General features: G+C 69.3%; 20 protein-coding genes. 11 read left to right on the top strand and 9 right to left on the bottom strand.

What is annotated here, in order from left to right; genetic code table 11:
* The first annotated feature begins 38 nt into the window (after positions 1-38).
* From ABNQ38_RS05890 to ABNQ38_RS05935, 10 genes are read left to right on the top strand one after another with little or no spacing between them, the layout of a single operon-like run.
* Positions 39-3,098 carry a molybdopterin cofactor-binding domain-containing protein gene (locus ABNQ38_RS05890; RefSeq protein ID WP_377806178.1) on the top strand — a complete coding sequence of 1,020 codons (3,060 nt, stop codon included), beginning with the start codon at positions 39-41 and terminating at the stop codon, positions 3,096-3,098.
* Positions 3,095-3,931, top strand: coding sequence for an FAD binding domain-containing protein (locus ABNQ38_RS05895; RefSeq protein ID WP_377806180.1), 837 nt, complete (start codon positions 3,095-3,097; stop codon positions 3,929-3,931). Before ABNQ38_RS05890 ends, ABNQ38_RS05895 begins: the two co-directional genes overlap by 4 nt.
* Complete coding sequence (locus ABNQ38_RS05900; protein WP_377806181.1) at positions 3,919-4,449, top strand: (2Fe-2S)-binding protein; 531 nt, start codon at positions 3,919-3,921, stop codon at positions 4,447-4,449. The genes ABNQ38_RS05895 and ABNQ38_RS05900 overlap by 13 nt, the downstream gene beginning before the upstream one ends.
* Positions 4,442-5,998 (top strand): AMP-binding protein, encoded by a 1,557-nt coding sequence (locus tag ABNQ38_RS05905; RefSeq protein WP_377806183.1) that lies wholly within the window; start codon positions 4,442-4,444, stop codon positions 5,996-5,998. Before ABNQ38_RS05900 ends, ABNQ38_RS05905 begins: the two co-directional genes overlap by 8 nt.
* A gap of 28 nt (positions 5,999-6,026) precedes the next feature.
* Positions 6,027-6,836 (top strand): enoyl-CoA hydratase/isomerase family protein, encoded by an 810-nt coding sequence (locus tag ABNQ38_RS05910; protein ID WP_377806184.1) that lies wholly within the window; start codon positions 6,027-6,029, stop codon positions 6,834-6,836.
* 44 nt (positions 6,837-6,880) lie between these two features.
* Positions 6,881-8,065, top strand: coding sequence for an ABC transporter substrate-binding protein (locus ABNQ38_RS05915; RefSeq protein WP_377806186.1), 1,185 nt, complete (start codon positions 6,881-6,883; stop codon positions 8,063-8,065).
* A gap of 26 nt (positions 8,066-8,091) precedes the next feature.
* Positions 8,092-8,985: a branched-chain amino acid ABC transporter permease gene (locus ABNQ38_RS05920; RefSeq protein ID WP_377806188.1), complete on the top strand. Its 894-nt coding sequence runs from the start codon at positions 8,092-8,094 to the stop codon at positions 8,983-8,985.
* Positions 8,978-10,018 (top strand): branched-chain amino acid ABC transporter permease, encoded by a 1,041-nt coding sequence (locus ABNQ38_RS05925; RefSeq protein ID WP_377806190.1) that lies wholly within the window; start codon positions 8,978-8,980, stop codon positions 10,016-10,018. The genes ABNQ38_RS05920 and ABNQ38_RS05925 overlap by 8 nt, the downstream gene beginning before the upstream one ends.
* Entirely contained in the window at positions 10,015-10,788 is a 774-nt protein-coding gene (locus ABNQ38_RS05930; RefSeq protein WP_377806192.1) for an ABC transporter ATP-binding protein, read from the top strand. Before ABNQ38_RS05925 ends, ABNQ38_RS05930 begins: the two co-directional genes overlap by 4 nt.
* A 5-nt stretch (positions 10,789-10,793) precedes the next feature.
* Complete coding sequence (locus ABNQ38_RS05935) at positions 10,794-11,501, top strand: ABC transporter ATP-binding protein (RefSeq protein ID WP_377806194.1); 708 nt, start codon at positions 10,794-10,796, stop codon at positions 11,499-11,501.
* Positions 11,502-11,534: 33 nt separating this feature from the next.
* Here the strand turns inward: ABNQ38_RS05935 and argE are convergent, their stop codons facing one another.
* From argE to ABNQ38_RS05980, 9 genes are all read right to left on the bottom strand, one after another.
* The gene (argE, locus tag ABNQ38_RS05940; RefSeq protein ID WP_377806196.1) at positions 11,535-12,698 is read right to left on the bottom strand and encodes an acetylornithine deacetylase; all 1,164 of its coding nucleotides are present in this window, start codon (positions 12,696-12,698) and stop codon (positions 11,535-11,537) included.
* 43 nt (positions 12,699-12,741) lie between these two features.
* Positions 12,742-14,139: a formimidoylglutamate deiminase gene (locus tag ABNQ38_RS05945; RefSeq protein WP_377806198.1), complete on the bottom strand. Its 1,398-nt coding sequence runs from the start codon at positions 14,137-14,139 to the stop codon at positions 12,742-12,744.
* Positions 14,140-14,175: 36 nt separating this feature from the next.
* Positions 14,176-15,135 (bottom strand): agmatinase, encoded by a 960-nt coding sequence (locus ABNQ38_RS05950; protein ID WP_098738319.1) that lies wholly within the window; start codon positions 15,133-15,135, stop codon positions 14,176-14,178.
* 53 nt (positions 15,136-15,188) lie between these two features.
* Positions 15,189-15,608 carry a RidA family protein gene (locus ABNQ38_RS05955; RefSeq protein ID WP_174473849.1) on the bottom strand — a complete coding sequence of 140 codons (420 nt, stop codon included), beginning with the start codon at positions 15,606-15,608 and terminating at the stop codon, positions 15,189-15,191.
* A gap of 108 nt (positions 15,609-15,716) precedes the next feature.
* A complete protein-coding gene (locus ABNQ38_RS05960; RefSeq protein WP_377806200.1) occupies positions 15,717-17,858 on the bottom strand; it encodes a dipeptide ABC transporter ATP-binding protein in 2,142 nt (713 codons plus the stop codon).
* 1 nt (position 17,859) lies between these two features.
* Positions 17,860-18,729: an ABC transporter permease gene (locus ABNQ38_RS05965; RefSeq protein WP_377806202.1), complete on the bottom strand. Its 870-nt coding sequence runs from the start codon at positions 18,727-18,729 to the stop codon at positions 17,860-17,862.
* A 1-nt stretch (position 18,730) separates the two neighbouring features.
* Complete coding sequence (locus tag ABNQ38_RS05970) at positions 18,731-19,687, bottom strand: ABC transporter permease (protein ID WP_109049872.1); 957 nt, start codon at positions 19,685-19,687, stop codon at positions 18,731-18,733.
* A gap of 61 nt (positions 19,688-19,748) precedes the next feature.
* Complete coding sequence (locus ABNQ38_RS05975) at positions 19,749-21,251, bottom strand: ABC transporter substrate-binding protein (RefSeq protein ID WP_377806203.1); 1,503 nt, start codon at positions 21,249-21,251, stop codon at positions 19,749-19,751.
* A 291-nt stretch (positions 21,252-21,542) separates the two neighbouring features.
* Positions 21,543-22,952 (bottom strand): MmgE/PrpD family protein, encoded by a 1,410-nt coding sequence (locus ABNQ38_RS05980; protein WP_377806204.1) that lies wholly within the window; start codon positions 22,950-22,952, stop codon positions 21,543-21,545.
* A gap of 83 nt (positions 22,953-23,035) precedes the next feature.
* On the opposite strand from ABNQ38_RS05980, the gene ABNQ38_RS05985 reads away from it, so the two are divergent.
* Positions 23,036-24,082 (top strand): LysR family transcriptional regulator, encoded by a 1,047-nt coding sequence (locus ABNQ38_RS05985; RefSeq protein WP_377806205.1) that lies wholly within the window; start codon positions 23,036-23,038, stop codon positions 24,080-24,082.
* Positions 24,083-24,176: the final 94 nt, after the last annotated feature.

Here is a 24,176-nt window from a genome sequence, read left to right on the forward strand (position 1 = left end):
CAAACGGTCTAGTCTCCTCCGGTAACGGGAGGATGACGATGACGGCCACGCAGACCGCCGCCCAGACCATTGACATCGAAGGCGTTTCGCCGCAGCCGCAGCCGGCCGTGGCGCCGTTCGTCGGCCGCGCGATGCCGCGGGTGGAGGACGCAGCACTGCTGACCGGCGTCGCCCGCTATGCCGACGACCTGCCGGTGAAGCCCGGCACCCTGCACGCCGCGATCCTGCGCTCGCCGCACGCCCACGCCGACCTGCTGGACATCGACTTTGCCGCCGCGCTGGCGGTTCCCGGCGTCGCCGCCGTGGTGACCGGGGCCGATGCCAAGCGCCACGCCAGCGCCTTCCTGGTCGGCATCCGCGCACCGATGGAGCATTGGTGCCTCGCCATCGACCGCGTGCGCCATGTCGGCGAACCGGTGGCGGTGGTGCTGGCCGACAGCCGCTATGTCGCGGAGGACGCGCTCGACCGCATCGAGGTGCGCTATCGCCCGCTGCCGCCGGTCACCTCGATTGCCCAGGCGCTGGAGAAAGAGTCGGAACTGCTGCATCCGGCGGTGGGGTCCAACCTCGTCAACAGCCGCAGCTTCCGCTACGGCGACCCCGAGGCGGCCTTCGCCGGCGCCGCCCGCAGCGTGTCGGTCGAGGTCGAGTATCCCCGCAACTCCTGCACCCCGATGGAGTGCTTCGTCGTCCTCGCCGACTACGACGCGGCCGAAGACGCGTACGAAGTGCTGTCGAACTTCTCCGGCCCCTTCGCCGTCCATCCGGTGATGGCGCGCGCGCTGAACGTGCCGGGATCGCGGCTGCGGCTGAAGACGCCGCCCCATTCCGGCGGCAGCTTCGGCAACAAGCAGGCGGTGTTCCCCTATGTCGTGCTGATGGGGTTGTGCGCCCGCGTCGCCGGCCGGCCGGTGAAGTGGGTGGAGGACCGGCTGGAGCATCTGATGGCCGCCACCTCGGCCACCGCGCGCCGCATGCGCCTTGACGCGGCGGTGGAGCCGGACGGCCGGGTGCTGGCGCTGCGGATGGAGCAGACGGAGGATTGCGGCGCCTATCTGCGGGCGCCGGAACCGGCCTCGCTCTACCGCAACCACGGCAACCTGACCGGCGCCTACGACATCCCGAACCTGGCGGTGACCAACCGCATCGTCGTCACCAACAAGACGCCGACCGGCCTCAACCGCGGCTTCGGCGGCGGGCAGCTCTATTACGGGCTGGAGCGGCTGATGAACCGGGTGGCGGCGGAGCTTGGGCTCGATCCGCTCGACGTCATCCGCCGCAATCTGGTGGCGGCCGAGGCAATGCCCTACCGCACCGCGTCGGGCGGGACGCTCGACAGCGGCGACTACCGCGCGACGCTGGAGCAGGCGGTGCGCGAGGGGGCGCTCGACGCGCTGAAGGCCCGGCGCGAGGCTCTAAGGGCGGAGGGGCGGCTCTACGGCATCGGCTATGCCGCGGTGGTCGAGCCGTCGATCTCCAACATGGGCTACATCACCACCGTCCTGACCGCCGAGGAACGGCGCAAGGCCGGGCCGAAGAACGGCGCGCAGGCGACCGCCAGCGTCGCCGTCGATCCCACCGGCGGCGTCTCCGTCACGGTGGCTTCGGCTCCCCAGGGGCAGGGGCACCGCACCGTGCTGGCCCAGGTGGTGGCCGACGCCTTTGGCCTGCGTTTCGAGGACATCCGGGTCAACACCGACCTCGACACCGGCAAGGATGCCTGGTCGATCGCGTCGGGCAACTATTCCAGCCGCTTCGCCGGGGCGGTGGCGGGCGCGGCCCAGGTGGCGGCGACCCGGCTGCGCGACCGGATGGCGGTGCTGGTCGCCGGACAACTGAATTGCCGGGCGGAGGATGTGCGCTTCGCCGGCGGCCGGGTCTTTTCCGACGCCAACCCGGACAACGGCCTGTCCTTCTCCCGCGTCGCCGCCGCCGGCCATTGGTCGCCCGGTACGCTGCCCGACGGGCAGGAGGCCGCGCTGCGCGAGACCGCCTTCTGGACGCCGGAGCCGCTGAAGGCGCCGACCGATGCCGACCACATCAACAGTTCCGCCTGCTACGGCTTCATCTTCGACTTCTGCGGGGTCGAGATCGACCGGACGACGGGGGCGCTGCGGATCGACCGCTACGTCACCATGCACGACGCCGGCCGGCTGCTGAACCCGCTGCTGGTGGAAGGCCAGATCCTCGGCGGCTTCGCCCATGCCGTCGGTACCGCGCTGTACGAGGAATATGCCTATGGCGACGATGGCCGCTTCCTGTCCGGCACCTTCGCCGACTATCTGGTGCCGACCGCCTGCGAGGTTCCGGTTCCCGTCATCCTCCATCGCGAAAGCCCGTCGCCGGTGACGCCGCTCGGCGCCAAGGGGGTGGGGGAGGGGAACTGCATGAGCACCCCGGTCTGCCTCGCCAACGCGGTGGCGGATGCGCTGTCCGGATTGTCCGTGGCAGAGCCCCCCTCCCTGCCGATCACCCCGGCCAAGCTGGCGGCGCTGATCCATCCGCCGGAGCCGCCGCGCCCGGCCTCCGCCGACGGTGCCGGGGAGACTCCGCCGCCGGCCGCCGACAAAGCCGCCGTCAAGGGTGGGCGCGGCCTGACCGGGGAGGGCAGCCGCGAGGTGCCGGCGACGCCGGAACAGGTCTGGGCCATCCTGCTCGACCCCAGGGAGCTGGCGGCGCTGCTGCCCGGCTGCGAGGCGCTGGACCTTGCTGGACCCAACGCCTACCGGGCGGAGGTGGTGGTCGGAATCGGACCGGTGAGGGGACGCTACACCGCGCAGGTGGCGCTGTCCGACCTCGATCCGCCCAAGGCACTGACCCTGACCGGCAGCGGCACCAGCGCGCTCGGTTCGGGCAGCGGCACCGGGCATGTGACGCTGGAGCGCACCGCCACCGGCACGCGCGTTACCTACCGCTACAGCGCGTCGGTCGGTGGCAAGGTCGCCGCGGTCGGCGGCCGGATGCTCGACAGCGCGTCGCGCCTGCTGATCGGCCAGTTCTTCGAAAAGCTGGTCGCCCGCGCCGGTGGCGCCGAGGTGCCCGCCGGAACTCCATCGCTTCTGACGCGCCTGCTGCGTCTTCTGGGACTCGACCGATGAAGCCCGCACCCTTCGACTATCTGCGGCCGGCGACGGTGGCCGAGGCACTGGCGGCGCTGGCGGACGGGGGCGACGACGCCCGCGTGATTGCCGGCGGCCAGTCGCTGATGCCGATGCTGAACATGCGGCTGGTCCAGCCGCGCCTGCTGATCGACCTCGGCCGGCTGGAGGAGCTGCGCACGTTGCGGACCGGGGATGGCTGGCTGACCGTCGGCGCCGCCGTCACCCAGGCCGAGGTGCTGGCCCGCCCGACGCTGGCACAGGAGGTGCCGCTGCTGGCCGCCGCCCTGCCGTGGGTCGGCCATTTCCAGACCCGCAACCGTGGCACGCTCTGCGGATCGGTCGCCCATGCCGATCCCAGCGCCGAGACGCCGCTCTGTCTGATTGCCACCGGCGGCGAGGTGGTGCTGCGAAACCTGCGCCGCCGCCGCACCGTCGCCGCGGCCGACTTCTTCCTGGGGCCGCTGACCACGATGAAGGCGGCGGACGAGATCGTCGAATGCATCCGCTTTCCGCTCGCCCGCCCCGGCAGCGGCCATGCTTTCCGCGAGCAGTCGATGCGGCACGGCGATTTCGCCATCGCCGCCTGTGCCGCAACGGTGGACGGCGACCGCGCCAGCCTCGCCGTCGGCGGAGTGGCGGACCGGCCGACGATGCGCTCCTGGCCGCTCATCGACGGCGGGTTGCCGCCGGACCTCGACGATGCGCTGAACGCCTTCGCCTGGGATCTCGGCGGCGATGACGACCAGCACGCCACCGCCCGCTACCGCCGCGACCTCGTCCGCCGGATCGGCCGCACCGTCCTTGAAGAGGCCCTGTCATGCCGCCGCTGAAATCCACATCCGCGCTGACGGCGGAGGCGCGCCACGCCGTCTCCATCGTCCTGAACGGCACGCCGCGCACCGGCCATGCCCATCCGCGCCTGTTGCTGAGCGATTTTTTGCGCCACGAGCTGGGCGCCCACGGCACCCGCGTCGGCTGCGAGCACGGCGTCTGCGGCGCCTGCACCGTCCGCATCGACGGCGTGGCGGTCCGCGCCTGCCTGACCCTGGCGGTGCAGGCCGATGGCCGGCGCATCGACACCGTCGAAGGTCTGTCCCAGGCCAACGAGGGGCGCATGACCGCGCTCCAGGAGGCGTTCCGGCGGCATCACGCCCTGCAATGCGGCTTCTGCACCGCCGGCATCCTGATGTCGCTGACCGATTACCTGGACCGCAATCCCAAGCCAACCGAAGAGGAGCTACGCGACATGCTGAGCGGCCATCTTTGCCGCTGCACCGGCTATGCCGGCATCGTCCGCGCCGTGATGGACGTCACCGGCCGGACGGTGAGGGAGGTCGCCCATGTTTGACCTCGGCCGCAGCATCCTGGCCAGCGCGGAGCGCAGCCCGGACGCGCTCGCCATCGTCGACGGCGACCTGCGGCTGACCTACGCGCAGTGGCTGGAGCGCATCCGCCGGCTGGTCGGCGCCTTCGACCGGCTGGCCCTGCGCCCCGGCGACCGCATCGCCACCGCCTTGCAGAACAACTGGGAGATGGCGACCATCCATTGGGCCTGCCAGCTGGCCGGCATCGCCGTGGTGCCGCTGAACTGGCGGGTGAAGCCCGACGAGCTGGATTACTGCCTGCCCGATGCCGAGGTGCTCGCCCTGTTCTATCAGGACGTGTCGGCCGACGCCGTCCGGACCTCGGCTGCGGCACGGGCGCTGCCCCGCATCGCGGTCGGCGATCCGGTCGATCCCGGCGACCGCCGCTTCGCCGATCTGCTGGAAAGCGATCCGGTTTCGATGCAGCCGCGCGCCACGACTGAGCATGTCTCGCTGTTCCTCTACACCTCCGGCACCACCGGCAAGCCCAAGGGCGTGCCGCGCCGCCACCGGACGGAGCGTGCCGCCGCCGTCGCCCATGTCGCCCAGAACTGCTACCGCCGGGGCGAACGGACGCTGGGCGTCATGCCGCTCTACCACACGATGGGGGTGCGCTCGCTGCTGGCGATGGCGCTGGTGGACGGCTGCTTCGTCTGCCTGCCCCGCTTCGACACGGCTCGGGCGCTCGACCTGATCGCGGCGGAGCGGCTGAGCTGCCTCTATCTGGTGCCGACGCTCTATCACGACCTGCTGGCCGACCCGAAATTCGCGCACACCGACGTGTCGTCGGTGCGCAAGCTGGGCTTCGCCGGGGCGTCGATGACGGATGGCCTGCTGAAGCGGCTGGACGCCGCCTTCCGGCCCGAGCTGTTCGTCAACCATTACGGCTCGTCCGAGATCTACACCTTCACCATCGACCAGAACGCCCCGGCCAAGCCGGGATCGGCCGGCAAGGCGGCGCTGAACCAGCGCATCCGCATCGTCCGCCTCGGCAGCTTCGATCCCGGCGAGCGTGCCGCCGCCGGGGAGGAGGGCCAGATCGCCGCCGACCTGTCGGGCGACGAGTCCTTCGAAGGCTACTGGAAGCGGCCGGACGCCGACGCCAAGGCGCTGCATGCCGGCTGGTACTTCACCGGCGACATCGGCTTCCTCGACGGCGACGGCGACCTCTTCGTCACCGGCCGGGTCGACGACATGATCATCACCGGCGGCGAGAACGTCTCGCCGGTCGAGATCGAAAGCGTGCTGTCGCTGCATGACGGCGTTCTGGAGGTGGCGGTCGCCGGCCTGCCCGACGAACGCTGGGGCCAGCGGGTCGTCGCCTTCGTCAAGCGCACCCGCGGCGTCGAGGCGAAGGATCTCGACGACCATTGCCGCACCTCCGGCCTCGCCAACTTCAAGCGCCCGCGCGAGTACGTCTTTCTCGACGAAATTCCGAAATCGCCGGTCGGCAAGATCCTGCGCCGCAAGCTGCAGGCCGGCGAGTTCGCCCTTGAGAACGGCCCTGCCGAACGCAGCCCGACCCTGTCCTGAATTCAGCCTCATTCATGGAGTTTCGACCGTGACCCCCTACCGTTTCGACAGCACCGACCGCCTGCTCGCCGACCTCGACGGCTTCCGCGTGGAACTCGACGAGGCCAAGGAGCGCGCCGACATCGTGCTGCACCGCCCGCCCTTCAACATCGTCAGCATGCTCCAGCGCGACCAGTTCGCCGCCGTGTTCAAGGTGCTGGACCGCGATCCCATGGTGCGGGTGATCGTGCTGCGCGCCGAGGGCGAGAACTTCTCGTCCGGCGGCAACATCGCCGGCTTCATGGAAAAGTCGGCCGAACATGTGTCGGAACTGGCGGTCAACATCGCCGCCCCGGAGCGCTGCCGCAAGCCGGTGATCGCCCAGGTCCGCGGCTATTGCTTCGGCGTCGGTTTCGAGCTGTCGCTCGCCTGCGATTTCCGCATCGCGTCGGAGACCGCGCAATTCGCCCTGCCGGAGATGCGCATCGGCATGATCCCCGGTTCCGGCGGTTCCGCCCGCCTGCTGCACATGATCGGCATCTGCCGGACCAAGGACATGGTGATGCGGGCCAGGCGCATTTCCGGCCGGCAGGCCGCCGACTGGGGCTTCGTCACCGAGTGCGTCGCCGACGCCGAACTGGAAGCCACTGTCGCCGCTCTGGTGGACGAACTGCGCGGCTTCTCGCCTCTCGCCCAGCGCACCATCAAGGGCGTGCTGAACAGCGGCAACAACGTCTCGGTCAACGGCGCCATCGAGATCGAGGGGCAGGCCTACGGCCGCCTGCGCGGCTCCGAGGATTTCAAGGAAGGCGTCGCTTCCTTCCATGAAAAGCGCAAGCCGGTCTTCACGGGCGTCTGACCGACGCCTCCAAGCATGGGCAAAACAGGGAGGAACCAAAAATCATGACCAAGACCACGCTTCTCGGCACCGCCGCGCTCGTCCTGCTCGGGCTCGGCGGGGTCGCGTCCGCCGCCGATCCGATCCGCATCGGGGTGGTGACCCCGCTGTCGGGCACCTACGCGCCGATCGGACAGCAGGTCCGCTGGGGCCTGGAACTGGCGACGAAGGAGGTCAACGCCGCCGGCGGCATCCTCGGCCGTCAGGTCGAACTGCTGTTCGAGGACGAGGAGGCCAATCCCGCCGTCGCCACCCAGAAGGCGGAGAAGCTGTTCCAGGTCAACAAGGTCGATTTCCTGACCGGCACCGTCAATTCCGGCTCCACCCTGGCGGTCGGGCAGCTCGCCGAGCGCAACGGCCGGCTGATCGCCACCACCGTCTCCTTCTCCGACGCCATCACCACCGACAAATGCTCGCCCAACGTTTTCCGGGTGAATGCGCGGGCGGGGCAGCAGTCGGCGGCGCTGGCCGAATGGCTGGCCAAGGACAAGCCGAAGGCCAAGGTCTATTATCTGGGGCCCGATTACGAGATGGGCCGCTCCACCGTCGCGGCCTTCAAGGAAGCGGCGGAGAAGACCGGGGCGCAATCGACCGGCGAGGTGTTCGCACCGCTCGGCAGCAAGGACTACTCGCAGTATTTCGGCCAGCTCCGTGCCGCGCGGCCCAGCGTGCTCTACACCTCCACCGCCGGCAACGACACCGTCCGCCTGCTGACGCAGATGAGCGAATACGGGCTGCTGCGCAACCTGACCATCGTCGGCGCGTCGGGCACCGTCACCGCCCAGAACATCGGCGCCATCGGCAAGGCGGCCGACGGCTTCGTCACCGGTGTCGGCTATTCCGCCGAACTCGCCACGCCGGAGAACAAGGCGTTCGTCGCCGCCTTCCGCAAGGCCTACGACACCGCGCCCGACCTTTACGGCGCCGACAGCTACGGCCTGATCGGATTTTTCAAGGCCGCTGTCGAGAAGGCTGGAAACACCGACACCGACACGCTGCGCAAGGCGATGGAAGGGCTGAGCTGGTCGACCCCGCAGGGCACCAAGACCATGCGGGCCGGCGACCATCAGGCGATCCAGGACATGTATGCCGTGCGCATCGCGGCGGACGGTGGCAGCAACCGCTTCGACGTGGTTGGCACCGTGCCGGGCGACGCCGCCATCGGCCCCGACCAGTGCACCCGCTTCTGAGGACCGCTTCCAGGGAGCCGACGCCCATGGCCGATCTCATCGATTATCTGCAATTCGTCCTGGCGCCGCAGGCGCTGAACGGTCTGTCGCTCGGGGTCGCCGTCGTCCTGATGGCGCTGGGCCTGACCATCATCTTCGGGCTGCTGGACGTCATCAACATGGCCCATGGCGAGTTCTACGCCATGGGCGCCTTCCTGGCCCTTACCCTGGCCGGGCTGGGGGTCGGCTTCTGGGCGCTGCTGGTTCTCGTGCCGCTGCTGATGCTGCCCATCGGCTGGCTGGCCGAGCGCTGGCTGATCGCGCGGGTCTTCCACAGCCGCGACCGCCACATCCTGACCCTGCTGCTGACCTTCGGGCTGGGCATGATCATGGAAGACCTGCTGAAGCTGGTCTACGGCCCCAACACCCAGCGGCCCGAGAACCCCATCGAGGGCGGCAGCGAGATCCTCGGCATGTTCCTGCCCAACTACCGGCTGTTCCTGATCGGCTTCGGCCTCGCGCTGATCGCCGCGGTCTGGGTTGTGGTCTTCCGCACCGGGCTCGGCGCCATGGTGCGGGCGGCGGCCTTCGACAAGGACATGGCCTCGTCGCTGGGGGTGCCGGTGCGCCGGGTCTATGCCGGCACCTTCGCCTTCGGGGTGGCGCTGGCCGGCCTGTCCGGCGTGCTGCTGGCGCCGATCTATTCGGTGTTCCCGACCATGGGGCGCGACTTCATCCTGATGGCCTTCACCGTGGTGATCGTCGGCGGCATGGGGTCGATCCAGGGCGCGGTGATCGCCGGCCTGCTGCTGACCCAGGTGCAGGCGCTCTCCAGCCTCTACATCTCGCCGGTCTGGTCCGACCCGCTGGTGTTCGGGATCATGGTGCTGGTGCTGATGGTCCGGCCGCAGGGCCTGTTCGGGAGGCTGGGACATGCCTGAAGCAACGCTGCGCACCCTCTCCGACCCCGGCCGCACCGGCCCGGCATCCCGGCTTTCCCGTCTGGCCCCGGTCCATTGGCTGGCGCTGGCCTTCCTGGCGGCGGCGCTAGGATTCGCCGCCGTCGCCTGGGCGACCGGCAACGGCTTCTACCTGCGTCTGGCGACCGAGGCGCTGATCTTCGCCGGGCTGGCGATGAGCGTCGACCTGCTGCTCGGCTACACCGGCCTCCTGTCGCTCGGGCAGGCGCTGTATTTCGGGCTGGGCGCCTATGTCTCGGCGCTCGTCCTGCGCGACGTGGCACCCAGCTTCTGGCTGGCGATGGCGGCGGCCCTGCTGGCCGGCGGCGTGGCGGGCCTGATCGGCGGCGTCATCGCCAACCGGGTGAAGGGCGTCTATTTCGCGCTGATCACCTTCGGGCTGGCCCAGGTCGCCGCCAAGTCCGTCTACAACACCCGTGCGCTCGGTGCCTCGGACGGGTTGATCGGCATCCCGCAGATCAGCATCGGCTTCGGGCCGTTCAGCCTCGACACCGCCGATCCGCTGTCCTTCTTCCTGTTGGTGCTCGGCCTGACCGTGGTCGCCTATGCCGGGCTGGCCTATCTGATGGATGCACCGTTCGGCCGGACGCTGGCCGCCATCCGCGCCAACGAGAAGCGGGTGCCGTTCCTCGGTTTCAACGCCTGGCGCTACAAGCTGGCGGCCTACGTCCTGGCCGCCTGCGTCGCGGCGCTGGCGGGGGCGCTCTACCCGATGCTGCGCGGCTTCGTCTCGCCCGAGCTGATGTTCTTCGAGACCTCTGGCAACGCCGTCATCACCGTCATCGTCGGCGGCGTCGGCACGCTGGTCGGGCCGGTGGTGGGGAGCCTGCTGCTGACAGCCCTGCGCTCGGTCGTCGGGTCCTGGACCGAGCATCACCTGATCGTCGTGGGGGTCATCTTCATGCTGTCCGTCATCTTCCTGCGCAAGGGGCTGGTCGGCGCCCTGCTGGCGCGGCTGGGCCGCCGCACTGGACAAGGGAGGACGGCGCCATGATGGCATCTCCCCTCAAGACGGTGGCGGGCGGTGCCTGTGCGCTCGGTGTCCGCGACCTGTCGGTGAATTTCGGCGGGCTCCAGGCGGTCGCGGGCGTCGGCTTCGAGGCAGCCGCCGGGCGGATCACCTCGGTCATCGGTCCCAACGGGGCTGGCAAAAGCACGCTGTTCAACCTGATCAGCGGCGCCATCCGCCCGACCGGTGGACGGGTGACCCTGGACGGTGCCGACGTCACCGGACGCTCGCCCGACCGGCTGCTCGCCGCCGGGCTGGCCCGGTCCTTCCAGATCACCAACCTGTTCTTCGAACTGCCGGTCCTGGAGAACCTGCGGATCGCCGCACAGGTGCTGGAGCGGCCCTGGCACGCGCTGCGTCCGGTCGGCCACAGCCGCCGGGCGCTCGCCAAGGCCGAGGCGCTGCTGGACCGCTTCGGCCTATCGGGCAAGGCGCGCGAGCTTGCCGGCAACCTGTCGCACGGCGAACAACGGCGGCTGGAGATCGCGGTCGCGCTGGCCGCCGAACCGCGTGTGCTCCTGCTGGACGAGCCGACCCAGGGCATGAGCCATGGCGACACCGCCGACACCGGCGCGCTGATCCGCTCGCTGGCTGGTGAGCTGACCGTGCTGCTGATCGAACATGACATCGGGCTGGTGATGAGCCTGTCCGACCATGTCGTCGTGATGGCCCAGGGCCGCAAGATCGCCGAGGGGGCGCCCGCGGCGGTGCGCGCCGATCCCGCGGTGCAGGCCGCCTATTTCGGACACGGGTGACAGCCATGCTTTCCATCGAGAACCTGCACGCGCATTACGGCCTCAGCCATGTCTTGCAGGGTGTGTCCCTGCAGGCCGGTCCGGGCGAGGTGGTCGGGCTGTTCGGCCGCAACGGCGTCGGCAAGACCACCATCCTGAAATCCATCGCCGGCTGGGTGCCGGCCAGTTCCGGCGCAATCCGTTTCGGCGGCGTCGATCTGGCCGGCCAGACGCCCGACGCCATCGCCCGCCTCGGGCTCGGTCTGGTGCCGGAGGACCGCCGCATCTTCCCTGGCCTCAGCGTCGAGGAGAATCTGCGGCTGGGCCTGCGCCAATGCCCCGGCCGGGCGCGCAGGGAGAACGAGCAGGCAATCGGACAGGCCTTCGCCCGCTTCCCCCGGCTGGCCGAGCGGCGGCGGCAGCTCGGCACCACCCTGTCCGGCGGCGAGCAGCAGATGCTGGCGATGGCCCGCGTGATGGTGGGCACCGCCAAACTGCTGCTGATCGACGAGCCGACGGAAGGGCTGGCACCGATGATCGTCGACGAGATCTTTGCGATTATCACGGAGCTGAAGCGGGCCGGCCTGACCATCCTGCTGGTGGAACAGAACATCCACCGCGCGCTCGACGTCGCCGACCGCTTCTATGCGGTGGAGCGGGGCCGCATCACGCTGCACGGCGAAGCGGCCTCGCCCGCCGACCGTGCCCGGCTGATGGAGATGGTTGCCGTCTGATCGGGCGGTCCCACCTCCACCGGCGGAAGGCTGTCAGGCCAGGCGGGCGAGCAGGGCATCCAGCATGCGGTCGCAGGCCGCAAGCTGGTCCTCGGCGATGAACTCGTCGGGCTTGTGGGCTTCGCCGATGCTGCCGGGACCGCACACCACCGTGGGCATCGACAGCCGCTGCTGGAACAGCCCGCCCTCCGTGCCGAAGGAGATCTTGCCAGTGCTGTTGCCGCCGGTCAGCGCCTTGACGAAGGCCACTACCTCGGAGGTGCTGTCGGTGTCGAGCGCCGGATAGCTCGACAGCTCGGCGACGGTCAGCCCGGCCGCCGGGAAATCGGGACGCAGGCGCCGGACGATGGCATCGGCCTCCGCCTGGATGCTGTCCAGCAGCGGCCCGACCGGATCCTGCGGCAGGTGGCGGATTTCGAAATCGAGGCGGCAGCGGTTCGGCACGATGTTCAGCGCCTCCCCGCCCTGGATGACACCGGCATGGATGGTGGTCCAGGGCACGTCATAGGCATCGTCCTGCGCCCCGTTCTCTCTCAGCCGGTTCTGGATGCGGCGCAGCCCGGTCAGCAGGTCGCTCGCCATGTGGATGGCGTTCAAGCCCTGCGGCGCCAAACTGGAATGGCATTCGACGCCGTGGCATTCGGCACGCAGGGCGGTCTTGCCCTTGTGGGCGGTGACCACCTGCATGCCGGTCGGCTCGCCGACGATGCAGAAGCGCGGGCGGACGGGCAATGCCGCCATCCTCTCGATCAGCCGGCGGACGCCGAGGCAGCCGACCTCCTCGTCATAGGACAAGGCCAGATGCAGCGGCTGCGACAGGGGTTTGCCGGCGGCCTGCTGGCTGGCGGCGCGGTCGAACAGGGCAAGCGCGGCGGCGATGAACCCCTTCATGTCGGCGGTGCCGCGGCCGAACAGCTTGCCGTCCCTGCGGGTCAGCCGGAACGGGTCGCTGGTCCATGCCTGACCTTCGACCGGAACCACGTCGCTGTGACCGGACAGCAGGACGCCCGGACGGTCGGCCGGCCCCAGCGTCGCGAACAGGTTGGCCTTGCGGCCGTCGTCGCTCGGCGCCAGCCAGGTCGCGACGCCGGCGGCTTCCAGCCTCTCCTGCACCCAGCGGATCAGATCGAGGTTGCTTTCGCGGCTGACGGTGTTGAAGGCCACCAGCCGTTCCAGAATGTCGATAGTCGCCGTCATCGGGATGTCCCTGTTCCTTTTGGGCTTCGTTCGGGGCATTGCTTCAGGCGGTGTGCAGCCGGTCGACGGCACGGCGCCAGCCGGTGCGGATCGCATCGGCATCGACATGCCGGCCGCCCCTTACCACCAGCCGCCCGGCCGCCACCACATCGCGCACGGGATTGCGCGCGCTGGCAAAGACATAGGAGTCGAGCAGCGTGTCGTCGCTGCGGCCGTAAAGACGCGGATCGTCCGGATCGAGCACGACCAGATCGGCGCGCTGTCCGGCTTTGAGGCCGCCTGCCGGCTCCGGCTGGCCGAGCGCCTGTGCGCCGCCGGCCACCGCCGCCCGGTAGAGGGCCGCACCGGTCGAACTGTCCGGCTGCGGCGCCAGCAGGTTGCGCCGCCTTGCGGCCAGCCGCTGTCCGAATTCCAGCAGGCGCAGCTCCTCCGCGGCATCGATGACGATCTGGCTGTCGGACCCGATGCCGAACCGGCCACCCTGCGCCAGGAAATCGCGCGCTGGGAACAGCCCGTCGCCGAGATCGGCCTCGGTCGTCGGGCAAAGCCCTGCCACCGCCTTCGAGGCTGCGATGCCCGCCACCTCGCCGGCGGTGACATGGGTCGCATGGACAAGGCACCAGGACGGCCCCGGCCAGCCGCGGTCGAGCAGCCATTCCACCGGCCGCCGTCCCGACCAGGCGAGACAGGACTCCACCTCCGCCGTCTGCTCGGCGACATGGATGTGGATCGCCGCCGTGGGATCGAGCGCCGCCATGCCATCCAGCGCCGCCGCCATCGCCTCGGGCGACACCGCGCGCAGGGAATGCAGGGCCAAACCGACGCGATGTCCGCCGGGCGCGGCACGGCAGGCCTCGACGATGGCGAGCAGGCGGTCCGGATCGTTGAGGAAGCGCCGCTGGCCTTCGCCCGCCGGCTGTCCGCCGAAACCGCCCTGGGCATAGAGCACCGGCAGATGGGTCAGCCCGATCCCGGTGGAGTCAGCCGCCGCCAGGATGCGCATCGACATCTCGGCGGGATCGGCATAGGGCCGGCCGTCGGCATCGTGGTGGAGATAGTGGAACTCCGCCACCGACGTGTAACCGCGCTCCAGCATCTCGGCATAGGCCATCGCCGCCACCGCCTGGAGACTGTCGGGATCGATGCGGCGGACGAAGCCGTACATCACCTCCCGCCAAGTCCAGAAGCTGTCCTCGGCCGGGCCGGCCCGCTCGGTCAGCCCGGCCATCGCCCGCTGGAAGGCGTGGCTGTGCAGGTTGGGCATGCCGGGGATGACCGGCCCGGCTGCCCGCTCCACCCCGACGGGCGGCGTGTCCACCCCGGTTTCGATGGCGGCGATCAGCCCCTGCGCGTCGAAGCGCAGCAGCACCCCCGACGCCCAGCCGCCGGCCAGCAGCGCCCGGTCGCAGAAAAGCCGGTCGAGCCGGCGGGCGGCGGTCATCGCTCCATGCTCCCCATCCCCGTCACTCGATTGTTTTCACTTGGCGTCGAAGTAGCCGGCCTGGATGGTCTTGCCGATCAGGTTGCAGATGATGCGGCCGGCAGTGATCGCGGTGATGCCGTTGAGGTCCTTCTTCGGCGTGATCTCGACGATGTCCATGCCGACGACGCGGCCCTTGGCCACCAGCCCGTGGATCAGAGTGCGGATCTGCGGGTAGGTGACGCCGCCCGGCGCCGGGCCGTTGACCGCCGGCATGATGGTCGGGTCCATGCCGTCGGCGTCGATGGTCAGGTAGTAGCGGCCGCCGTCGGGAATGCGGTCGAGCACCGCCTTCATCCCGATGTCCTGCAACTCCACGTCCGGCACGAGCACTGCGCCGTAGGCAATCGCCGCCTCGACCTCTTCCGGCCGGGCACTGCCGGCGGAGCGCAGGCCGATCTGGAAGATCTGGCCGATGTGGTCCATCTCGGCGGCGCGGCGGATCGGGCTGGAATAGCCGTTGCGGGCGCCGTTCACGTCGTCGCGCCAGTCGAGATGGGCGTCGATGTGGACGAGCGTGATCGGCCCCTGGTCGTCGTAGGCGCGCAGCACCGGGATCGGGATGCCATGGTCGCCGCCGATGACGATGGGCAGCATGCCCTTGGCGAGCATCCGGCGCACCACCGCCTCGGCGTTGGCGTAATGCAGGTCGAGGTTGCGGGGATCGGCCTTCACGTCGCCGCAATCCACCACCTTGATGTCCTTGCCGCCCAGCAGCGGGCCGCCGATGTCGAAGTCCCACCGCTCCAGCTTGCGCAGCGCCCGCTCGGTGTAGCGGCGCACCCAGGTCGGGGCGTTGGTCTGGTCGTTGGTCACCTCGTCGATGGAGTAGGGATCGCCGTAGGGGATGCCGAGAATGCCGATATGGCCGTCGAGCTGGTCGAGGTCGGTGCAGATCGGGAAGTCCAGGAAGCTTTGCAGCTCGCGGCGCGGCGGGTTGGTCAGGCTGGTGCTCATGGTGGCGGTTCTTCTTGTCGGTTGGCTTGACGGTTGGCGGCGGGTGCGGAGCCTCAGGCGTCCGGGATCACCGCGATCGCATCGACCTCGACCACCCATTCCGGGCGGGCGAGCGCGCTGATCACGAGGCCGGTCGACACCGGGTGGACGCCCTTCAGCCACTTGCCGATGGTGCGGTAGACCGGCTCGCGGTAGCGCGGGTCGGTGATGTAGACGGTGATCTTGCAGATGTGCTCCAGCTGCGAGCCGGCCTCTTCCAGCAGCATCTTGATGTTGGCCATCGCCTGTTCGGTCTGGCCGGCGGCATCGCCGATGGCGACGCTCTCGCTGGTGTCGAGATTCTGGCCGATCTGGCCGCGGACGAAGACCATGGTGCCGCGGGCGACGACGGTCTGGCACAGGTCGTTGTCGATCGATTGCTCGGGATAGGTCTTCTTGGTGTTGAACTGACGGATGCGGGTGTGGACGGTCATGGCGGAAAGTCCCGGCTCGGTTGAGGGTGGGTGATCAAAGGGCAAGGGGGCGGCGTCCGGCGCCTCGCTTCGAAAGCGCCGTTGAAAAGGTGTTGGGGACATGCCCGGTCAGTGCCGGGTGTCGCCGTCGGCCAGTTCGGGAAAGACCGAGGCGCGTTCGGCAAGCGTCGCCAGCGGGATGTGGCAGGCGATGCGGTGGCCGTCGGCCGTCTCGTGGACGGGGGGAGCCTGCTCGTCGCAGACCGAACCCAGCTTGCGCGGACAGCGTCCGGCGAAGACACAGCCTCGCCCGCCGGGGGCGGGGGCCGCATCCTCCAGCAGGATGCGCGGCGCCTCCTGCCCGTCCTCCGCCAGCCGCGGCACGGCGGACAGCAGCGCCTCGGTGTAGGGGTGGTAGGGCGGGCGGAGCACGCGGCCGATGGGCCCTTCCTCGCAGATGGTGCCGCCATAGACGACCAGCACGCGGTCGGCGATGTGCGACACCACGGCGATGTCGTGGGTGATGAAGAGATAGGACAGGCCCATCTCGTCGCGCAGTTCGGCCAGCAGGTTCAGGATGTTGGCCTGGACCGAGACGTCGAGCGCCGACACCGCCTCGTCGCAGACGACGAAATCCGGGTCGGTGGCGAGAGCGCGGGCGATGTTGACGCGCTGGCGCTCGCCGCCGCTCAGCTCGTGCGGATAGCGGTCGGCGTAGGCGGCCGGCAGCCCGACGCGGGTCAGCAGGCTGGCGACGGTTTTGCGCCGCTCCTCCGCATCCGCCCGGCCGGCCAGAACCAGCGGCCGGTCCATCGCCGCCCCCACCGTCTTGCGCGGGTTCAGCGACGCGGCGGAGTTCTGGAAGACCAGCTGGGCGCGGCGGCGCAGGGTCTGGTCGCCGCGCCTCACCGCCTCGGTCAGGTCGGCGCCGTCGAACGTCACCGTGCCGGCGCTGGGTTCTGTCAGCGCCAGCAGGGCGCGGCCGATGGTGCTCTTGCCGCTGCCGCTTTCGCCGACCACGCCGACAACTTCGCCCCGGCCGACGGTGAAGGACACGTCCTCCACCGCCACGGTGCCGGCCCGGCGCAGCCAGGGCAGGATGGACCGGCTGGCGCCGTAGATCTTGCGCAGATGGTCGACCTCCACCAGCGGGGCGGAGCGAGGCTGCGTTGCCCTGGGGCGGCGCTTGGTGGCGTAATCCTCGTCCGGCCAGGGCGTGCCGGCCAGCGCGTCGGCCTTCCAGCAGCGCACGCCATCCCCGTCTCCGGCCCCGTCTCCATCCGTCAGCATCGCCTGGGGCTGGCTGCGGCAGGTCTCCTCGGCGAAGGGGCAGCGCGGGGCGAAGACACAGGCGGCGGGCGGCCCAGCCAGCTTGGCGACGGTGCCGGGGATCGACGGCAGGCGGTGGCGGCGCTCCGCGGTGATGCGCGGCAGGGCGGCGACCAGACCCTTGGCATAGGGATGGGCCGGGCGGGACAGCACGCGGCCGGTCGCCCCCGTCTCCACCACCACGCCGCCATAGAGGACGGTGACGGTCTGACAGATACGGTTGACGATGCCGAGATTGTGGGAGACGAACAGCGCGCTCAGCCGGTGGCTTTCGCACAGCTTCGCCAGCAGTTCGATGATGCGGGCCTCGACCGTCACGTCCAGCGCCGTGGTCGGCTCGTCGAGGATCAGCAGCTTCGGTTCGCAGCCGAGCGCGGTGGCGATCAGCGCCCGCTGCTGCATGCCGCCCGACAGCTCGTGCGGGTAGGCGGCGGCGACCCGGCGGGGATCGCGGATGCCGACCTCGGCCAGCAGATCCTGCACCCGTGCGGCGGCCTGCCGGGGGGAGAGGCCCTTGTGCTGGATCAGCGGCTCGGCGATCTGGTGGCCTACGGTCAGCGCCGGGTTCAGCGAGGTGAAGGGGTCCTGGAAGACGGCGGCGATGCGGTCGCCGCGCAGCGCCTGGCGTTCGGACGGCGGCAGGCGGCGCAAATCGACGCCGTCGAACAGGATCTCGCCGGAGTCCACCCGGCCGCCGCCGCCCAGCAGGTCGAGGATCGCCATGGCGACGGTGCTCTTGCCCGATCCGGACTCGCCGACCAGACCCATCACCTCGCCGGGACGGATGGCGAAGCTGACGTCGCTGGCGGCGCGCAGCGTGCCGCGGGCATTGCCGTAGCTGATGGTCAGGCCGCGGACATCCAGCAGCGGCGCCGGTTCGGGCGCGATCGCCGGGCTGACCACCGGCGGAACCGCCGGACGGGCTTGCGGAGCGGTCATCATCTCAGTGCGCTCCCGTGTTGCGGGGGTCGAGCAGGGCACGCAGCCCGTCGCCCAGCAGGTTGATGCCGATCACCGCGGTCGCCAGCGCGAAGCCGGGGCAGAGCGCGATCCACGGCGCCTGTTCCACGAAGGGGCGCGCCTCGCTGATCATCAGGCCCCAGTCGGAGGAGGGCGGCTGCGCCCCCATGCCGATGAAGCTGAGCGAGGCGCCGAGCAGGATGGCGAAGACCACGCGCAGGCTGGCCTCCACCACCAGAGGCGGCCAGATGTTCGGCAGGATCTCGTGGAACAGGATGTAGGCGGCGCTCTCCCCGCGCAGGCGGGCGGCGGTGATGAACTCCTCCTGCATCAGCTCCAGCGTGATGGCGCGGGTCAGGCGGACCACCTGCGGTACATAGACGATGCCGATGGCGACGATGGCCTTCCACTGCGCCGGCGGGGTGACGGCCAGCACCAGGATGCCCAGCAGGATCGGCGGGAAGGACATCAGCACGTCCATGGCCCGCATGATCGCCTCGCCGACGCGCCCGCCCTTGTAGCCGGCGATCAGCCCCAGCGGCACGCCGGCCAGCAGGCTCAGCGCCGTGGCGGCGACGCCCATCACCAGCGAGCTGCCGGTGCCGACCAGGGTGCGGCTGAACACGTCGCGGCCGAACTCGTCGGTGCCGAACCAGAACTCGGCCCCCGGCGGCTGCAACCGGCTCATGATGTTCATCTCATCATAAGGGTAGGGGGCGATCCAGGAGCCGGCGACGGCGGCCACCACCAGCGGGGCCAGCAGGACGATGCCGACGAGGAACGAGACGGGCAGGGACGGCAGGCGTGCCAGAAGGGTGTTCGGGGCCTGCCGGGCGGGGGTCGCGTCGGTCATCTCAGGAGGCCCTCATGCCGTGGCGGATCTTCGGGTTCACGAAGGCGTAGAGCAGGTCGGCGGTCAGGTTGGCGAGGCAGTAGGCGGCCGACACGATCAGGATCGTCGCCTGGATCAGCGGCAGGTCGTGGCGCTGAATGGCGAACAGCAGCAGCCGGCCCATGCCCGGATAGGAGAAGATCGTCTCGATCACCACGACGCCGCCCAGGATCAGGCCGAAATCGATGGCCAGCACGGTGATGGTCGGCAGCAGCGCGTTCTTCAGCGCGTGGCGCAGGATCACCACCGATTCAGGCATGCCCTTGGCGCGGGCGAACTTGACGTAGTTGGTCTGCAGCACGTCGATCATGCTGGAGCGGGTCAGCCGGGCGATGCGGGCCAGCAGCATCAGCACCAGCGTCACCACCGGCAGCACCAGATGCGAGGCCCAGGGCAGGAAACCGTCGGTGATCGGCGCATAGCCGCCGGTGGGCAGCAGCTTCATGTAGCTGCCGAAGACCAGCACCAGCACGATGGCCCAGAAGAAGTCCGGCACCGCGATGCCGAGGTAGGAGACGCCGGAAACCAGCTGATCGGTCAGCTTGCCGCGCCGCACCGCCGCCAGGACGCCGAGCCCGATGCCGACCACCGCGACCACGAACAGCGCCACCACGGCCAGCACCAGCGAGCGGGCCAGCGCCTCCATCAGGATCGGGCCGATGGGCTGTTCCAGCACCAGCGAGCGGCCGAGGTCGCCCCGCAGGATGCCGGCTGCCCAATGCCCGTACTGGACGATCAGCGGCTGGTCGAGGCCGAGCTTGACCGCGATGGCGTCCACCACCTCCTTGGAGGCGAACTGTCCGGCGATCATCGAGGCGACATCGCCCGGCATCGCCTGCGTCACCAGGAAGATCAGGACCGACATCACGGCAAGGACCAGCGCCAGATAGACGAGACGGGTCAGTGTGTAGGCGAACATGGCAGCATCCCCTGCGGGAAGATGAGGGGACCGGCGTCGGGCGGCCGGTCCCCGAACGACCTCAGTCGACCGATACGTCGCGCAGGTCGAGGAACATCATCGGGTGCGAGTGGAACCCGTGGACCTTGGCGCTCAGACCGTTGATGTGGTTGATGACGTAGGGGATGACGCCCGGCGAATCCTCCACCGCCAGCGCCTGGACCTGGGTGTAGAGCGCCTTCGCCTCATCCTCGCTCTTGGCCTGGCGGGCGCCGTCCAGCAGCGTGTCCATCTTCGGGTTGGAATAGCTCCACAGCGCGGTGTTCCACGACCCGCGCGAGTGGTACCAGGGATAGACCGAGGTATCGATGGTCGGGCGGCTGAAGAAGCCGTCGATGTAGAAGCCGGCCTTGCCCTCGATGTCCTTCAGGAAGACGTCGAAGGGCACGCGCTGAACGTTGACGGTGATGCCGGCCGGCTTCAGCAGCTCGCGCACGGCGAGACCCAGACGTTCGCGGGTGGCGCGGCCGGCCGGCGTGTGCAGCGTGACCTCGAAGCCGTTGGGATAGCCGGCCTCGGCCAGCAGCTTCTTGGCGCCGGCCGGGTCGCCCTTGGCGATCTTCAGATCCTTGTTGTAGTAGGGATGGCTCGGCGGGATCGGCGAGTGGGTCGGCGTGCCGTTGCCGAACAGCGCAATCTGGGTGATGGCCTGCTTGTCGAGCGCCATCGCCACCGCCTTGCGTACGCGCGGATCGTCGAAGGGCTTCACGGTGTTGTTCATGATGACGCCGTCCCAGGTCGAGGTCGGGACGGAATCGATCTTCAGCTTCGGGTCGCCCTTGACCTTGTCGATGGCCTCCAACGGCAGGTTCCACACCAGATCCAGCTCGCCGGTGGTCAGCGCCGCCACTTGGGCCGCCGATTCCGGCAGGATGCGCACGATCACCTCGTCCAGCTTCGGCAGGCCGGGCTCGAAATAGGCCGCGTTGCGCTTCAGGACGATGCGGTCGCCGGGGGCGAAGGACACGAACTCGAACGGGCCGGTGCCGACCGGCTTGGAGGCCAGCGTGTCGACGGCGTCGCGCGGAACGATGCGGGCCTGACGTTCGCCGAACAGCTCGGCGAAACCGGCATAGGGGCTTTTCAGCTGGAACTGGACGGTCAGCGGGTCCAGCGCCTTCATCGATTCCACGATCTCGAAATTGACGCGGGCGGTGGAGCCGGTCGCCTTGTCCTGGATGCGGGAGATGGTGGCGACGACGTCCTCGGCCTCCAGCTCGCGGCCGTTGTGGAATTTCACGCCCTTGCGCAGATGGAAGGTCCAGGTCTTCAGGTCGTCGCTGCGCTCCCAGCGTTCGGCCAGATCGGGCTTCACCGTCATGTCATGGCCGATGATCGTCAGGCCGTTGAAGATCAGGTAGGCGGCAACATACTCCTGGCCGCCCTTCATCTTGGCCGGATCCAGCGTGTTCAGGTTTGAATCCACCGAAACCTTGAGCGTGCCTGCGGCCTGGACCGACATTGCCGTCCCGGACAGGAGGATCGCCGAGAGCACGGCGCGTGCCACCAAACGTCGCATCATCATGAAAGCCCCTCTGTTTGCCGGCCCTTGCGGCGGACCTTGGTTCCTGCTTGACCGAAACGGTCTCACAAGGCCGCGGCCGGAGGAAAGCACGCCGGCGGGACGACGAACCGGGCAGCAAACGGATTAAGATTTGGGCAAAGGGCTGAAGCGGGCAAAAATTGTGCAGTGCACTCCCGGAGAGATCCCTGGTTTCCTTATGTTTTTCCCAGGATGGTTGGCAGAGGCAACATGGTCAAAATACGGGCCGCTCCCAGCGGAGCCGCTATGCAGCATGATCGATATTCATCGACATCATGAGCAGCCGCCATGGTGTGCCGGGTCGAACAGGCGCGACAGGCTGCCTTCGGCCTCGAGCCGGTACAATTTTCGATGGAGGCGCTCCGCCGTTTCGACCCCGACGGCGCGGGCGGCGCAGTCGCGGAATTTGGCCGCGCGCTCCGTCGCTGACAGCGGATAGGCGACCGTGCCGCGTGCCGAGGCGCAGAAGCGTGTATGGCGCTCTCCCGCCTGTGTCTCGACGTTCACCTCCGTGCCCTCGGGGGCGGCGCGGGCGCGGTCGGGATCGGCGCTCCAGTCCGGATCGGCCTCCATGGAGACGCATCCGATGGCGTGGCGCAGGTCCGGGTCGGTGAGCGTTGCATCGTCCAACTGCTCCAGCCCGAGCGTTCCGTACAGCATCGCGCAGGCGACGGCGAAGGGCAGGCTGAAGCGGGCTTCTCCCGCCGTCGCCGGATACCGATAGGTCAGGTTGGCCGCCACCACCGGCGGGACGCGGCAATGAACGGTTCGGATGTCCTGCGGCTTCAAGCCATGCTCCGCCATCAGGTCGCGCACCGCGTCGATGGCGGCATGGGCGGACAGGCAGACCGGATAGAGCTTGGTGTCGATGCCGGGATCGAGCAGGCGCCAGCGCCGGCCGAGACTATCCAGGGCGGCCGGGTCGAAGCGGCCCGCCGCCATCAGCGTTGCGAAACCGCGTGGGTCCTCCACCACCCCATGGGGCACGGTCAGGCCCCGCACGGCCAGCCGGGCGGCGCGCACCCCGTTCGCTGCGGCCTGCGCCGCCAGCAGTGGCTTGGCCCCGGTGCCGAAGCACGCACGCAGGCCACCGGTTCCGCAGAGCGCGAAGGCGATGGCGTCCGTTGCCGTCCGGCCGTCCAGTCCAAGCGCCTTGGCGCCGGCGGCTGCCGCGCCGACGGTGCCGAACAGGGCCGTGGTCCACCAGCCGTCATGGTACACGCCGTTGCCGACCGCCTCCGCCAGCGCATATTGCGCTTCCGCGCCGGCGATAACGGCGGTGAGCAGATCGCGTCCCGTACCTCCGGCCTCCTCGACCATCGCCAGCGCCGTCGGCACCACGACGGCGGAGCCGTGGACGAAGCCGGCATAGCTGTTGTCGTCGAAATCCAGCGCATGGGCGGCTGCGACATTGGCGAAGGTGGCGCCCTCCGCGCACAGACGACCCCCGGTGAGCACTTGCGATGGCCCGGCGGCATAGCTCGCGAATGCCTCGTCGGTCGCCAACCGGGCGGACTCTTCGCCGGTGCCGGCGAGCGCGACCCCGAGCGTGTCGACGATGCAGTCCAGTGCGACCGCGGCGACCGCGTCAGGAACATCGCGTCGTCGCAACCCGGCCACCCAATCGCCGATCCGCCGGGCTGCGGCCGTCGACGGGGTGGGTTCGTCGAAGAGAGGCGTCATGGCAGGAACCTCGGCGTGATTGCAGGCAGGCGATGAGGCTGCCGCGGAAACCGCGGCTCCGGTCAGTTGGAGAAAATTCTTTCATGGTCGGGATGAGCTGCATTCATGACCAGCGTCGACATAAGCTAGTATGCAGTTTGCAGTTGTCCCGAACCGCCGCAGATCGGAGCCCCATGCATCACCGAGATTTTGACCTGGGATCCCTGGAAGTGTTCGTTGCCGTCGCCGAACTGGGCAGCATGACCCGCGCCGCCGGCCGGCTTGGGCTGACCCAATCGGCTGTCTCCCATGTCGTGCGTCAACTGGAAACTGCTTTCGCCACCCAGCTGCTCGACCGCAGCATCAGGCCGATGGCGCTGACGGCGGCAGGACAGCGGCTCTGGCATTGGAGCAACCGCATCCTGACCGACGCGCGGCAATTGCCGGCGGCAATCGGCGGAACGGACAGCGCATTCATGCCGGAACTGCGCATCGGCTGCATCGACACACTGGCGGCACCGTTCATTCCGCGGCTGCTGCAACGGCTGCGCGACCATGTGCCGTCCTTCAGCATCGCGTCGGGCCTGTGTGGGCAATTGCGCGAGCAGTTCCTCGCCCGCCGGCTGGATGTCCTGTTCACCAACGACAGCTTCGACGACATGGATCAGGTGGACAGCCTGTGTCTGCTCACCGAGCCCTTCGTGCTGCTGCTGCCGCGCAGCTGTCCCGAGGTGGTCGATGAAGCCGCCCTGCGGACGCTGTCCCAAACCTTGCCGCTGATCCGCAGCACGACGGACAGCGCGCTCGGCCGGCTGGTGGACCAGCATTTGCGCCGGCTGGGTATGGAAGTGCCGCGGAGCTTCGCCTTCGATGCGACCGACACCGTGATGGCCATGGTGGCGGAGGAGATGGGATGGAGCCTGCTTCCGCCGACGGCCCTGGTGAAAAGCCGCCAGCATCTCAATCATATGCGCGTGCTGCCGCTGCCGACGTCCGGCTTCCGCCGCTCCATCCATGTGGTGACCCGCAAGGGAGAGCTGGGGAAGCTGCCCGCCAACATTCACAAGGCTGGGCGTGCCGTGATCCAGCAGGGCTATTTCACCGACGTTTTTGCAATTTCGCCCTGGCTCAAGGCGATCATTCGACGCTGAGCCGTGATCGTGGCCATCCGGCGAGACTGCGGTGCCGCTGGGCGGTAAAGCCTTGCGGATTTCAGCGCTCCTCAAAAAGTCGCCGCGAGGCCGA

It is taken from the genome of Azospirillum sp. A29, assembly GCF_042604625.1.
In the GTDB taxonomy this organism is placed as follows: Bacteria; Pseudomonadota; Alphaproteobacteria; order Azospirillales; family Azospirillaceae; genus Azospirillum; species Azospirillum palustre.

Coding starts and splice junctions, on each gene's coding strand:
- ABNQ38_RS05890 (WP_377806178.1), top strand. CDS start 39: ATGACGGCCACGCAGACCGCCGCCCAGACCATTGACATCGAAGGCGTT.
- ABNQ38_RS05895 (WP_377806180.1), top strand. CDS start 3,095: ATGAAGCCCGCACCCTTCGACTATCTGCGGCCGGCGACGGTGGCCGAG.
- ABNQ38_RS05900 (WP_377806181.1), top strand. CDS start 3,919: ATGCCGCCGCTGAAATCCACATCCGCGCTGACGGCGGAGGCGCGCCAC.
- ABNQ38_RS05905 (WP_377806183.1), top strand. CDS start 4,442: ATGTTTGACCTCGGCCGCAGCATCCTGGCCAGCGCGGAGCGCAGCCCG.
- ABNQ38_RS05915 (WP_377806186.1), top strand. CDS start 6,881: ATGACCAAGACCACGCTTCTCGGCACCGCCGCGCTCGTCCTGCTCGGG.
- ABNQ38_RS05920 (WP_377806188.1), top strand. CDS start 8,092: ATGGCCGATCTCATCGATTATCTGCAATTCGTCCTGGCGCCGCAGGCG.
- ABNQ38_RS05925 (WP_377806190.1), top strand. CDS start 8,978: ATGCCTGAAGCAACGCTGCGCACCCTCTCCGACCCCGGCCGCACCGGC.
- ABNQ38_RS05930 (WP_377806192.1), top strand. CDS start 10,015: ATGATGGCATCTCCCCTCAAGACGGTGGCGGGCGGTGCCTGTGCGCTC.
- ABNQ38_RS05935 (WP_377806194.1), top strand. CDS start 10,794: ATGCTTTCCATCGAGAACCTGCACGCGCATTACGGCCTCAGCCATGTC.
- argE (WP_377806196.1), bottom strand. CDS start 12,698: ATGACGGCGACTATCGACATTCTGGAACGGCTGGTGGCCTTCAACACC.
- ABNQ38_RS05945 (WP_377806198.1), bottom strand. CDS start 14,139: ATGACCGCCGCCCGCCGGCTCGACCGGCTTTTCTGCGACCGGGCGCTG.
- ABNQ38_RS05950 (WP_098738319.1), bottom strand. CDS start 15,135: ATGAGCACCAGCCTGACCAACCCGCCGCGCCGCGAGCTGCAAAGCTTC.
- ABNQ38_RS05955 (WP_174473849.1), bottom strand. CDS start 15,608: ATGACCGTCCACACCCGCATCCGTCAGTTCAACACCAAGAAGACCTAT.
- ABNQ38_RS05960 (WP_377806200.1), bottom strand. CDS start 17,858: ATGATGACCGCTCCGCAAGCCCGTCCGGCGGTTCCGCCGGTGGTCAGC.
- ABNQ38_RS05965 (WP_377806202.1), bottom strand. CDS start 18,729: ATGACCGACGCGACCCCCGCCCGGCAGGCCCCGAACACCCTTCTGGCA.
- ABNQ38_RS05970 (WP_109049872.1), bottom strand. CDS start 19,687: ATGTTCGCCTACACACTGACCCGTCTCGTCTATCTGGCGCTGGTCCTT.
- ABNQ38_RS05975 (WP_377806203.1), bottom strand. CDS start 21,251: ATGATGATGCGACGTTTGGTGGCACGCGCCGTGCTCTCGGCGATCCTC.
- ABNQ38_RS05980 (WP_377806204.1), bottom strand. CDS start 22,952: ATGACGCCTCTCTTCGACGAACCCACCCCGTCGACGGCCGCAGCCCGG.
- ABNQ38_RS05985 (WP_377806205.1), top strand. CDS start 23,036: ATGGTCGGGATGAGCTGCATTCATGACCAGCGTCGACATAAGCTAGTA.